Genomic DNA, 12726 nt, shown 5'->3' on the forward strand with positions numbered 1-12726 from the left:
GCGGATACATTTCCCTTAATACTATGACTCCTGTGCCTCCCCGGTGGTGAGCCGTGCGACCACGAGCGCGATGAGGATGATCCCGCCGTAGATCGCCTGGATCCAGAACGACGACACCTGGGCGAGGGCCAGCAGGTTCTCCAGCATCCCCAGCAGCAGGGTGCCCAGCAGCGCTCCCAGCAGGGAGCCCCGGCCGCCCCGGAGGCTGATCCCGCCGATCACCGCGGCCGCGAAGACGGTGAAGATCAGGCCGCTGCCCTGATTGGCGCCCAGCGCCCCGACCCGCCCGGCCAGCACCAGCCCGGCCACCCCCGACAGCGCCCCGCCGATCACCAGGACCGCCCACCCCACCCGGCCGGTGCGGATGCCCGCCGCGCGGGCGGCGGGGGCGCTGCCGCCGATCGCGTACACCGCGCGGCCGTGCCGGTGGTAGCGCAGCATGAACCCGGCGAGCGCGAAGCACAGCGCCGTCAGCCACACCGAGATCGGCAGCCCCAGCCAGTCCCGGGAGCCCAGGGCGAAGAACGCGTCCGGCGCGCTGAACAGCGTCCTGCCCGAGACCAGGCCGATCAGCACACCCCGCAGCACGATGTTCATCGCCAGGGTCACGATGAATCCGTTCAGCCCGGCCCCACGATCAGCGCCCCGTTGACGGCGCCCACGCCCGCGCCCACCAGCGGGATCAGCAGCAGCCCCGCCCAGGTGGGCCACCGGGTGCCGAAGCCCGCGTCGGCGGCCGGGATGACGACCAGGAAGCCGAGCGCGGGGGCCAGGCCCGCGATGGACTCCAGGGAGAGATCCATCCTGCCGCTGATCAGGATCATCGCCTCGGCCAGCACCAGCAGCCCCAAGCCCGAGGACGCCCCCAGGATGTTGACCAGGTTGTCCCGGGTGAGGAAGCCGGGGTTGCCGAACGCGCCGATGACCAGCAGCAGGACCACCGCGGGCAGCAGCGCCAGATCGCGGATGCCGAGCGGGACGAGGCGGCGGACGCGGCCCGGCGCGTGGGGCGTGCGGAGATCAGCCATGGCCGGGGGGAACCCCCTCGATCGCGGCGATCAGCTCCCGCTCCGCTTAGCCCGCCTCGTACGCGGCGGTCACGAAGCCACCCGCCATCACCAGCACCCGGTCACAGGCCCGCAGATCCTCCGGCTGGTCGGAGACCAGCAGCACCGCCCGCCCCTCGGCCCGTGCCCGCAGCGCGACGTCCAGCAGAGCGCGCCGGGACCGCACGTCCACCCCGGCCGTCGGGTCGATCAGCACCAGCACCCGCGGATCCGTGGCCAGCGCGCGGGCCATGGCCACCTTCTGCTGATTGCCGCCGGAGAGCGCGGTCACCGGCTGCGCCGGGCCCTCGGTGGTGATCTCCAGCTCGTCGATGGCGCGGCGGGCGAGGGCGTCCCGGGCCGAGGGCCGGATCAGCCCGCCGGGCCCGAGCCGTCCGCTGACCGGCATGGTGATGTTCTCGGCCACCGACAGCTGGGGGACCAGCCCCTCGGTGTGCCGGTCGCGGGGCAGACAGCCCACCCCGGCGGCCAGCGCCGCCGGGACGCTGCCGGTCCGCAGCGGCCGGCCGAGGATCTCGATCCGCCCGCCGGTGGGCCGGTGCAGACCGGCCAGGGCGGCGCCGAGCTGATGACTGCCGGAGCCGGCCAGTCCGGCGAGGCCCACCGCCTCCCCGGCCGCGAGAGTGAGGCTGACGTCGTGGAAGTACGAACCGCTGAGCCGGTCGACCCGCACCGCCACCGGCCCCGCGGCGCCCGGCCGCGGCGGGGCGGCGGGGGCCGGGGCGCGGTGCGGCCCGGCGGGCCCGCCCGTCATCGCCTCGATCAGCGCCCGGGTGGGGAGTTCGCCGACCGGGGCGGTGACGATCCGGCGGGCGTCCCGCAGGACGGTGACGGTCCGGCAGACCTCGTGGATCTCGCCCAGCCGGTGGGAGATGTAGAGGAAGGTGAGAGCCTGTGTCATATCCCCGGCCGGGCGTGCGACGCCTGGCACGCACGCTCGCCGCGTTGCCGAAGTGCCCATGTGGCTCCGCCACGAGGGCGCTCCGGCGCCTTGCGATCGCACGCTCCCCCAGCTACCGCTGGGAGGTGCCCCCTGACGCCGCACGCTGATCCGACCGGGGATATGACACAGGCTCTGACCCCGGCGTCCTGGAGCCGCCGCATATGGCCGAACAGCCGTGCGGCGGCCCGGCCGTCGAGCTGGGCCGTGGGCTCGTCGAGGATGATGAAGCGGGTGCCGCGGGACAGCGCGCGGGCGATCTCCACCATCTTGGCGTCCTCGACGCTCAAGACCCGCGCCAGGGCGTTCTCGGGCACCGGCACGCCCCAGGTGTCCAGCAGGGCGCGGGCCTCCCGGCGCAGCCGCCGCCAACTGACCGGCAGCCCCCGGGAGGTGACCGGACGGCGGCCGAGGAACAGGTTCTCCGCGACCGTCAGTTCGCCGATGACCATCGAGCGTTGGTGCACACAGGCCACCCGGCGGTCCCACGCCGCCCGGTCGGCGGGGGCGGGCGCGGGCTCGCCGTCGTACGCCACCGTCCCCGCGTCCGGCCGTTCAAGACCGGTGAGGATCGCGACCAGCGTGGACTTGCCCGCGCCGTTGCGGCCGACGAGGCCGTGCGAGGCGCCCGTCCGTACGGCGATCCCCGCGTCCCGCAGGGCCACCGTGGGCCCGTACCGCTTGGTGATCCCGCGCGCCTCGACCAGCGGGGGCGGCTCCCTGGTCATGCCCTGTTGCCCCACAGGGAGCGGTCGTCGACATTGGCCCGGGTCACCAGCGGGGCGGGCAGCTGGTCCTCCAGATTGCCGCCGGGCAGCCGGACGATGGTGCTGCCGTGGCCGGTCGGCCCGGCCCTGAAGGGCTTCCCGGCCATGGCCTGCCTGATGTAGCGCATGGCGTAGACGGCGTAGAGGTCCGCGGGCTGGGAGACGGTGGCGTCGATGAGGCCCTTACGGATCGCGTCCAGCTCCTGCGGGATCCCGTCGTTGGAGACGATGGCGATGTGTCCGGGCCGGCCCACCGGGACCAGGGCGCGGTGGCGCTGGAGGGTGCGCAGAGTGGGCGCCAGATAGACGCCGCCGGCCTGGAGGTAGATGCCCTTGATGCCGGGGTGGGCGCTGTAGAGGGCCTCCAGACCGGCCGCGGCCTTCTCCGCCTGCCAGTCGGCCGGGATGTCCAGGATCTTGATGTCCGGGTGCTGCCGCGCCATGCAGCGGTCGAAGGCGGCCGTGCGGTCCCGGCCGTTGACCGAGGCCAGATCGCCCTCGATCTGCACCACCGTGCCCCGCCGCACGGCGCGGCCGAGGCTGTGGCACGCCTTGACGCCGTACGCGCGGTTGTCGGCCCGGACCACGATGGCCACCCTGCCCCGGTCGGGGGCCACATCGACGGCGACGACCGGCACATGGGCGCGCCGGGCGGCGCTCAGCCCGGGGCCGATGGCGGCGGAGTCGATCGGGGAGACGACCAGGCCGCCCACGTCCTGGGCCAGCAGATTGTCGATATCGGTGATCTGTTTGCCCGGGTCGTTGTCGGAGTTGACCGTCGGCAGCACCCGTACGCCCGCCTTCCTGGCCTGCTCCGGGAGCTCGTCGTTGTACGCCTCCCAGAAGGGCGAGGTCAGCAGCGGCAGCACCACGCCGACCCGGCCCGCGTCCGCACCCCCGCCGCAGCCCGCGACGGCCGGGCCGCACAGCAGGAGCAGGGCCGCGGCGGCGGTGGTGAGGCGGTGGGGCATGGGGTCTCCGGCGCTCAGGACGAATACCCCATATCAGCACAGAACGGGCAGTAAGGAGCGGAAAGCCGACCCTTGACAATCCTCCGGTGTACGCCTGAGGATCGCCGCGTGAACTTGTCAGACAGCCAGACAGGTGGGTCCGGATTCGCCGCCCCTCGTCGCGTCAGCGCGATGGAAGCGGTTCTCACCCACCTCAGGGAAGCGATCGAGCGCGGCGATTACGCGGTGGGGGACAAACTCCCCTCCGAGGCCGAGCTCTGCCGTCGCCTGGAGGTGAGCCGGCCGGTGCTCCGCGAGGCCCTCAGGGCCCTGCAGACCATGGGGCTGACCGCCTCGCGCACCGGCAAGGGCACCTTCGTCATCTCCAGCGGTCCGGTGGCGGACCCCACCTTCGGCGACTACGCCGCGAGCGACCTGCTGGAGGTGCGCCGGCACATCGAGATCCCGGTGGCGGGCTACGCGGCCCAGCGCCGCTCCGCCGAGGATCTCGACCACCTGTCCCATCTGCTGGAGCGGATGGAGCGGGAGACCGACACCACCGCATGGGTGGCGATGGACACGCTGTTCCATCTCGCTGTCGCCCAGGCGGCCCGGAACCCGGTCTTCCGGCGGGTCATCGAGGAGATCCGCGATGCCCTGGCCCGGCAGTCGGCATTTCTCAACGAACTCGGCGGCCGCCGCGAGCAGTCGAACCGGGAACACCGGGCGATCGTCGAGGCGCTCGCCGACGGGTCCGAACACGACGCGGTGGAGGCCATGTCCCACCACCTCGAACGCGTGGAGACCACCCTGACCTCCATCGTGCGGCCCGCTGCGGCGGACAGCCGGACGACAGCACCGACGGAAGGCGGACAGCAGGCGTGAGCGAGCAGTCCCTCCGGCAAGAAGACCGCCAACAGCACCAGGCCGGGAGCCCCGCGCAGGTGGACGCGGGCGACGCCGGTTACAGCAAGTCCCTCAAGGCCCGGCACGTCAACATGATCGCCATCGGCGGCGCCATCGGCACCGGCCTCTTCCTCGGCGCCGGTGGGCGGCTCAAGGATGCCGGGCCGTCGCTGGCCCTGGCGTACGCGGTCTGCGGTGTCTTCGCCTTCCTGGTCGTACGCGCCCTGGGCGAGCTGGTGCTGCACCGGCCCTCCTCCGGCGCGTTCGTCTCCTACGCCCGTGAGTTCCTCGGCGAGAAGGGCGCCTTCGTCGCGGGCTGGATGTACTTCCTGAACTGGGCCACCACCGGGATCGCCGACATCACGGCCGTGGCGACGTACACCCACTACTGGGGGATGTTCACCGAGATCCCGCAGTGGGTGATCGCCCTGATCGCGCTCGCCGTGGTGCTCACGGTCAATCTGATCTCGGTGAAGATCTTCGGCGAGCTGGAGTTCTGGTTCGCGATCATCAAGGTCGGCGCGCTCGTCGTCTTCATGGCGATCGGCATCTTCCTGCTGGTCACCCGCGAGCAGGTGGCCGGCACAAGCACCGGGCCCAGCCTGATCACCGACCACGGCGGCGTCTTCCCGCACGGCGCGCTGCCGATGCTGCTGGTCGTCCAGGGCGTCGTCTTCGCCTACGCCTCGGTGGAGCTGGTCGGCGTGGCCGCGGGCGAGACCCAGAACCCCGAGAAGATCATGCCCAAGGCGATCAACTCCATCATGTGGCGCGTGGCCCTGTTCTACGTCGGCTCCGTGGTGCTGCTCTCGATGCTGCTGCCCTCCGACTCCTACTCGGGCGACCAGAGCCCCTTCGTCACCGTGCTGTCCAAGATCGGCGTCCCGGCGGCAGGCGGGGTGATGAACCTCGTCGTGCTCACCGCCGCGATGTCCAGCCTCAACTCCGGGCTGTACTCCACCGGCCGGATCCTGCGCTCGATGGCGATGTCCGGCTCCGCGCCCAGGTTCACCGGCGCCATGAGCCGCACCCATGTGCCCTACGGAGGCATCCTCCTCACCTCCTTCTTCTGTGTGCTGGGCGTGGGCCTGAACTATGTGGTGCCGAGCGAGGCGTTCGAGATCGTGCTCAACTTCGCCGCGATCGGCATCCTCTCGACCTGGGCCGTGATCATGCTCTGTCATCTGCTGTTCTGGCGGCGCGCCCAGGCCGGCCAGGTCAGCCGTCCCGGCTACCAACTCCCCGGCTCCCCGTACACCGAGATCGTCACCCTGGGCTTCCTCGCCTCCGTCCTCGTCCTGATGTGGGCGGACGGCGGCCCCAGCCGACTGACCGTCATGGCGCTTCCGGCGATCCTGGTGGCGCTGGTCATCGGCTGGTACGCGGCCCGCAGCCGGATGAAGGACCCCTCGTGAACTCATACTGAGGAATCGTTTCTCCGCGTGGCCGTACCACCCCCGGACGCCCTCTCCCTCCACCACCATCCGGAGGAATCCCACCCCGTGAACACCCCCGACCACGAGAGCACCACCATGAGCACCGCCCTCGGACGGACCGACGACGCGACCCGCCGCACCCCGGCCGAGCCCCCCGCCATCCGTGAACCCCGCCATGTGCCGCTCGCCCATGTGGTACGCGGCGGGGCCATCGAGGGCGTCCACCACGGCTCGGTCGTCGTCCTGGCCGCCGACGGCCGGGTCGCCTTCCAGACCGGCGACATCGACGTGGCCTTCTACCCGCGCTCCGCGCTCAAACCCGTCCAGGCCGTCGCCCTGCTGCGGGCCGGGCTGCCGCTGGACGGGGAGCTGCTGTCGCTCACCGCCGCCAGCCACTCCGGCCAGCCGCGCCATCTGGACGGCGCCCGCCGCATCCTCGACCGGGCCGGGCTCACCGAGGACGACCTCCGCAACACCCCGGACCTGCCGTACGGCGCCGCCGAGCGCGACGCCTGGCTGCGCGACGGCGGCGAGCCCACCCGGCTCGCCCAGAACTGCTCCGGCAAGCACGCCGCGATGCTGCTCACCGCCCAGCTGCGCGGCTGGCCGCTGAGGGACTACCTCGACCCGGCCCACCCGCTGCAGCGGGTGATCGCCGAGACCGTGGCGGACCTCACCGGGCAGGGCATCGCCCGGGTCTCGGTCGACGGCTGCGGCGCGCCGCTGTTCTCCGTCTCCCTGCGCGGGCTCGCGACGGCCGCCGCCCGGATCGCCTCCGGCGCCATGGACACCCCCGAGGGGCGGGTGGCGGCCGCCCTGCGCGCTCACCCGGACATGGCGTCCGGCACCGACCGGGACGTGGCCCGGCTGATGCGCGCCGTACCGGGCCTGATCGCCAAGGACGGCTTCGAGGGCGTGCAGATCGCGGCGCTGCCGGACGGCCGGGCCGTCGCCGTGAAGATCGCCGACGGTGCGGACCGCGCCCGGATGCCGGTGACCGCCGCGGCGCTGGCCCACTGCGGGATCGACCCCGGTGCCCTCGCCGAGTTCGCCACCACGCCGGTGTACGGCGGCGGGGCCGCCGTCGGCGGTGTGCACCCCACCGACGTCCTGGCCCAGCCCACCCCTGACCCACTCTTTCCAGGAACCAAGGAAGACCGCACACCATGAGCGCCACCGGCCATCGCCGCGAACACGACCTGCTCGGCGACCGCGACGTCCCCGCCGACGCCTACTGGGGCATCCACACCCTGCGCGCCGGCGAGAACTTCCCCATCACCGGCACCTCCATCTCCGCCTATCCGCACCTGATCAGCGCCCTGGCCGCCGTCAAGGAGGCCGCCGCCCGCGCCAACGAGGACCTCGGGCTGCTCACCACGGAGAAGGCCGACGCCATCGCGGCCGCCTGCCAGGAGATACGCCGGGGCGCCCTGCACGACCAGTTCATCGTCGATGTGATCCAGGGCGGCGCCGGGACCTCGACCAACATGAACGCCAACGAGGTGATCGCCAACCGGGCGCTGGAGCTCATCGGCCACGAGAAGGGCGACTACGCCCACCTCCACCCCAACGAGGACGTCAACCTCAGCCAGTCCACCAACGACGTCTACCCGACCGCCGTCAACGTCTCCACGATCATCGCCGTCCGTGAGCTCCACACGGCCATGGAGACGCTGCGCCAGGCGTTCGCCGCCAAGGCCGAGGAGTTCCGCGACGTCCTGAAGATGGGGCGCACCCAGCTCCAGGACGCGGTGCCCATGACGCTGGGCCAGGAGTTCTCGGCGTACGCCGTGATGCTGGAGGAGGACCAGAGCCGGCTGCTGGAGGCCGCCACCCTGGTGCACGAGATCAACCTCGGCGCGACCGCCATCGGCACCGGCCTCAACGCCCCCAAGGGCTACGCCGAGGCCGCCCGCCGCCACCTCGAGGCCATCACCGGACTGCCGCTGGTCACCGCCGCCAACCTGGTGGAGGCCACACAGGACTGCGGCGCGTTCGTCCATCTGTCGGGCGTCCTCAAGCGCATCGCGGTCAAGCTCTCCAAGAGCTGCAACGACCTGCGGCTGCTCTCCTCGGGCCCGCGGGCCGGGCTCAACGAGATCAATCTGCCCCCGGTGCAGGCCGGTTCCAGCATCATGCCCGGCAAGGTCAACCCGGTGATCCCCGAGGTCGTCAACCAGGTCGCCTTCGAGGTGATCGGCAACGACGTCGCCATCACGATGGCCGCAGAGGCCGGACAGCTCCAGCTCAACGCCTTCGAGCCGATTATCCTGCACTCCCTCTCCGAGAGCGTCACCCATCTGCGCGCCGCCTGCCTGGTGCTGGCCGAGCGGTGCGTCGCGGGCATCACCGCCAACACCGAACGGCTGCGCACCTCCGTGGAGAACTCCATCGGCCTGGTCACCGCGCTCAACCCGTACATCGGCTACAGCGCGGCCACCAGCATCGCCAAGGAGGCCCTCGCCACGGGCCGCGGCGTGGCCGAACTCGTCCTGGAGAAGGGCTTGCTGCCCGCCGACCGCCTGGCCGAGGTGCTCCGGCCGGAGGAGGTGGCCGGACAGCCCTCAGGGCTCCGTCCGTAGCCGCGCGACCGCCGGGGCCGAGCTGTGGGGGAGGAGCTCGGTGGGGCGGTCCGGGGTTGCCACGTCGATGCGGACGCGGTCGGCGATGCGGTAGGGGCGGTGCGCCAGCACCGCTCCGACGCGTCCGCGCAGCCGGGACATCGCGGCCCGTACGGTCACCGTCCGCGTCGGGTCCCCGAACAGGTCCTGGGCCAGCTGGGCCGCCGTGCGCCCCTCGGGGTGCGCGGCGAGCACCAGCAGCACCTCGGCCTGGCGGGCGCTGAGTTCATGCGTCCAGGTGCCCGAGGGGCCCGAGAACGTCAGGGACCAGCGGTGTGGATGGCGTACGTCCAGCAGCAGATCGCCCCAGCCGGCCGGACCGCCCCCCTCGGAGGTGTCGCCGTCCAGCACCCGCAGCAGATGGCCGCCGGGCAGCGGCTCCACCGCGCACGCGCCGAGCGCCGGGAGCCACACCGGCCCGTCGCACGGCGCCTTCGGCAGCAACAGCCGGCGCTCGCGCGGGGTCACGCCGGTGACCCCGGCGATCCAGCCGTGCTGGTCGACCACCACGGCCTTGCCGTGGATCCGCGCCAGCAGCGGCGCGGCGACCGCGCGCAGGCCCTCCAGCTCCCGGCTGTGGGCGAGGCGCAGTTCGCCCTCGGCCCACCGGGCGGTCGCGGTGACCAGGGAGAGCACCGTCGGATGGGCGGTCCCGGCGGGGCCGCTGACGTCGATGACGCCCAGCAGCCGTCCGTCGCGCGGGTCGTGGACCGGGGCGGCGGCGCAGCTCCAGGTGTGGAAGGCGCTCACGAAGTGCTCCGCCGAATGCACCCGTACGGGGGACTTCACGGCGAGCGCGGTGCCGATTCCACTGGTCCCGGCGACGTCCTCGGCCCAGTGCGAACCCTCCACGAGCGCGATGCCGTCGGCCTGCCGACGCACCCCCCGATGGCCGTCGATCCACAGGATCCGGCCCTCCGCATCGGCGATGATCATGATGTGCGCGGCCGCCTCCGCCGCCTCCAGCAGCCCGTTCTGCAGGGTGGGCAGCACCTCGGCCAGCCGGGTCTGCCGCCTCCGGCGCTCCAGTTCGTCCAGGCCCAGCGGCCGTGGCGCGCGGCCGTGATCGGGGTCGAGGCCCAGGCGCAGCATCCGGTCCCAGGAGGCGCCGATCACCGGGCGGGCGGGCAGCGGAAGCCGTCCCCGGCTCAGCGCCGCCTCGCGGATCACCGCCATGAGACGGGCCGATTCGGCGGGGCTCAGCGCGGCCAGGGGACTGGCGTCGCGTGGGTGCTGGATACGCATGGATGGCAGCCTTCAGCCTCTGCTGAGCGGGGCTTCGTTGCTCCGCGATTGTAGTGAAGAGGCGCGGCGAGGGCTGCGGTCGTGAAGCCGTGGAGCGGCGGCAGCGACGATATGCGAAGCCCTCCGGGCCATCGCTCCTACAGGGCGGGCACGGTCAGTTCGGCCCAGATGGTCTTGCCCGTGGCGGTCTGCCGGGTGCCCCAGCTCCCGGTGAGCTGGGCCACCAGCAGCAGTCCGCGGCCGCCCTCGTCGAAGGCGCGGGCGCGGCGCAGATGCGGTGCGGTGGCGCTGCCGTCGGAGACCTCGCAGATCAGGGCCCGGTCATGGATCAGACGCAGCCGGATGGGCGGGGTGGCGTGCCGGATGGCGTTGGTGACCAGCTCGCTGACCACGACCTCCATGGTGAAGGCGGCGTCCTCGAACCCCCACGCGGTCAGCCGCTCGGCGGCCTCCCGGCGGGCCCGGGACACCACGGCCGGGTCGTCCGGCAGCTCCCAGGTGGCCACGCTGTCCGTGTCCAGCCCCCGGGTGCGGGCCAGGAGCAGGGCGATGTCGTCGGTGGGGTGGCCCGGCAGCAGCTTGGTCAGCACCGCCTGGCAGAGGCCGTCCAGGGAGGCGGCGGGCCGGGCGAGGGTGCGGCGCAGGGTGTCGATCGCCTTGTCGACGTCCCTTTCGCGGGACTCGATCAGACCGTCGGTGTAGAGGGCCAGCAGGCTGCCTTCGGGCAGTTCGAGCTCGACCGTCTCGAACGGCAGGCTCCCCAGCCCCAGCGGCGGCCCGCTGGGCAGGTCGAGAAGGGTGGCGGTGCCGTCGGGCGTCACCAGCACGGGCGGCGGATGCCCGGCCCGCGCCAGCGAGCAGCGGCGGGAGACCGGGTCGTAGACCGCGTACAGACAGGTGGCGCCGACCTGCGCGTTGGTCACCCCCACGGCCTCCCCCGAGTCCGCACCGTCGTTGTCGTTCTCCGTCTCGTCCGACAGATGGTTGATCAGATCGTCCAGATGGGTGAGCAGCTCATCGGGGGCGAGATCGACGTCGGCGAGGGTGCGTACCGCCGTCCGCAGCCGCCCCATGGCCGCCGACGCCCGTACGCCATGGCCCACCACGTCGCCGACGACCAGGGCGACTCGCGCGCCCGACAGCCGGATGACGTCGAACCAGTCGCCGCCCACCCCGGACCGGGAGTCGGCCGGCCGGTAGCTGGAGGCGACCTCCACGGCGGTGCTCGGGGGCAGGGTGCGCGGCAGCAGACTGCGCTGCAGGGCCAGCGCGGTGTGCCGCTCGTGGGTGTACCGCCGGGCGTTGTCGACGCAGACGGCGGCCCTGGCCGTCATCTCCTCGGCGAGCAGCAGATCGTCCTGCTCGAACGGCTCGGGGCGGCGATGCCGGGAGAACGTGGCCACACCGAGGGTGGTGCCGCGGGCCCGCATCGGAACGGCCATGGTCGAATGGAGCCCGAACCGGCGGATCATGGCGGCCCGCTCCGGTGCCTCGTCGGCCCACCGGGCGACGGCGGGGTCGGTGACCCGGTTCAGCATCGCCCGCTCGGCCTTCAGACACTCGGCCGCGGGGGAGAACTCGGGGTAGGCGGCCACCTGCCCCGGCTCCAGCACGGCCTCCGGACAGCCCGGGAAGACCGACCGGCAGGCGACCCGGCGCAGCAGCACATGGCCGCCCGGCGGGCCGGGGCGCGGTTCGCCGCCGTCGTGCACCGCGGGCAGCAGATCGACCGTCACGAAGTCGGCGAGTGCCGGGACGGCCACATCGGCCAGCTCCTGCGCGGACCGGTCGATGTCCAGCGTGCTGCCGATCCGCACACTGGCCTCGTTGAGCAGTGTCAGCCGCTGCCGGGCGGTCAGCTGGGCGGTCGTGTCGTGAGCGGACAGCATCACGGCCGCCGCCCGGCCCTCGTCGTCCAGCAGCGGGGCGACGACGGCGGACCAGGCGAGCGGGCGGGGGTGGCCGGGCATGGGCGTGGCCAGCTCCAGCCGCTGCCCCTTGCCCGTCTCCAGCGCCCGCCGCATCGTCCGCTCGGCCGACTCGGATTCGGGGCCGGGCAGGATCTCCGGAATCCGCAGCCCCCGCATCTCCTCCTGCTCCAGGCCCATCACCCGCTCCAGGTCGTGGTTGGCCCAGCGCAGCCGAAGCCCGGTGTCGTAGACCGCCATCGTGCAGGGGCCCTCGAGGAAGGAGCGCCGCATCAACTCCTCGTCCAGGGCGGCGTCCCCGGCGCGCGGCACGGCGGAGACGATCAGCCACTCGGGGGCCCCGGCGGACGAGGTGCGGCGGTGCGCCAGCAGCCCCAGCTCCACGGTGGAGCCATCGCGGCGCAGCAGGGTGACCCGCCCGTTCAGCCGGCCGGGCGGAGAGGGGGAGCGCAGCACGGCCGGTACCTCGGCGCGGGCGGGAGAGGAGTCGTGGAGCAGCTCGGCCGCGGGCCTGCCCACGATCTCGGCCGGGCGGTAGCCGAGCAGCCCGCGGGCCGCCTCGTTCCACTGGGTGACGATGCCGTGCTCGTCGACCGTGGCCTTGGCGGTGGCTCCCTCGCCGAAGAGATCGTCCGACCGGACGGACCACTCGTCCCGCGGGGTGTCCGGTCGCGTCATGCTGTCATCTCACCCTTGCCCCGGTCTTCCGCCGTGGGCGAGGGGCCGGCTCCACCGTGGCGCCCTTGGCGGAGAGTGAACCAATGGTCGCGTCTTCAAGTATGCCCATGGTCCGAGGGGTCGGCACACGGTGCGCGGCCTGCGCATGATGGTCGGGAGCCGGCTGTCACTCTGCGCTGGTACTGTCC

8 protein-coding genes and 2 pseudogenes are annotated in these 12726 nt (G+C 72.8%); 4 read left to right on the top strand and 6 right to left on the bottom strand.

The annotated features are described in order from the left end of the window. Positions 1 to 21: 21 nt before the first annotated feature. The 4 genes and pseudogenes from J2Z30_RS06140 to J2Z30_RS06155 all read right to left on the bottom strand — a co-directional run bounded on the left by J2Z30_RS06140 (position 22) and on the right by J2Z30_RS06155 (position 3745). Positions 22 to 1028: pseudogene (locus J2Z30_RS06140) on the bottom strand (ABC transporter permease). 46 nt (positions 1029 to 1074) lie between these two features. Continuing rightward, positions 1075 to 1968, bottom strand: a complete 894-nt coding sequence (locus J2Z30_RS06145; RefSeq protein ID WP_245387691.1) for an ATP-binding cassette domain-containing protein — start codon at positions 1966 to 1968, stop codon at positions 1075 to 1077. Between the two features lie 176 nt (positions 1969 to 2144). Continuing rightward, positions 2145 to 2735, bottom strand: a pseudogene (locus tag J2Z30_RS06150) (ATP-binding cassette domain-containing protein); the annotation flags it as partial. Further along, positions 2732 to 3745 (bottom strand): sugar ABC transporter substrate-binding protein, encoded by a 1014-nt coding sequence (locus J2Z30_RS06155; RefSeq protein WP_044579455.1) that lies wholly within the window; start codon positions 3743 to 3745, stop codon positions 2732 to 2734. The pseudogene J2Z30_RS06150 and the gene J2Z30_RS06155, both read right to left, overlap by 4 nt. 108 nt (positions 3746 to 3853) lie before the next feature. Here J2Z30_RS06155 and J2Z30_RS06160 point away from each other — a divergent pair, with 108 nt between their 5' ends. The 4 genes from J2Z30_RS06160 (at position 3854) to aspA (ending at position 8648) form a co-directional block, all read left to right on the top strand. After that, positions 3854 to 4609, top strand: coding sequence for a FadR/GntR family transcriptional regulator (locus J2Z30_RS06160; protein WP_078957098.1), 756 nt, complete (start codon positions 3854 to 3856; stop codon positions 4607 to 4609). Then, positions 4606 to 6045 (top strand): amino acid permease, encoded by a 1440-nt coding sequence (locus J2Z30_RS06165; RefSeq protein WP_044579459.1) that lies wholly within the window; start codon positions 4606 to 4608, stop codon positions 6043 to 6045. The genes J2Z30_RS06160 and J2Z30_RS06165 overlap by 4 nt, the downstream gene beginning before the upstream one ends. Before the next feature lie 117 nt (positions 6046 to 6162). Then, a complete protein-coding gene (locus J2Z30_RS06170; protein ID WP_044582353.1) occupies positions 6163 to 7236 on the top strand; it encodes an asparaginase in 1074 nt (357 codons plus the stop codon). Beyond that, positions 7233 to 8648 (top strand): aspartate ammonia-lyase, encoded by a 1416-nt coding sequence (gene aspA / locus J2Z30_RS06175; protein ID WP_044579461.1) that lies wholly within the window; start codon positions 7233 to 7235, stop codon positions 8646 to 8648. Before J2Z30_RS06170 ends, aspA begins: the two co-directional genes overlap by 4 nt. Here aspA and J2Z30_RS06180 read toward each other — a convergent pair. Both J2Z30_RS06180 and J2Z30_RS06185 read right to left on the bottom strand, forming a co-directional pair. After that, a complete protein-coding gene (locus J2Z30_RS06180; RefSeq protein ID WP_044579463.1) occupies positions 8631 to 9932 on the bottom strand; it encodes a GAF domain-containing protein in 1302 nt (433 codons plus the stop codon). The two genes, aspA and J2Z30_RS06180, sit on opposite strands and share 18 nt — an antisense overlap. A gap of 137 nt (positions 9933 to 10069) precedes the next feature. Further along, positions 10070 to 12538 carry a SpoIIE family protein phosphatase gene (locus J2Z30_RS06185; RefSeq protein ID WP_044579465.1) on the bottom strand — a complete coding sequence of 823 codons (2469 nt, stop codon included), beginning with the start codon at positions 12536 to 12538 and terminating at the stop codon, positions 10070 to 10072. Positions 12539 to 12726 lie beyond the last annotated feature (188 nt).

Source organism: Streptomyces iranensis (assembly GCF_017874715.1).
Classification (GTDB): domain Bacteria; phylum Actinomycetota; class Actinomycetes; order Streptomycetales; family Streptomycetaceae; genus Streptomyces; species Streptomyces iranensis.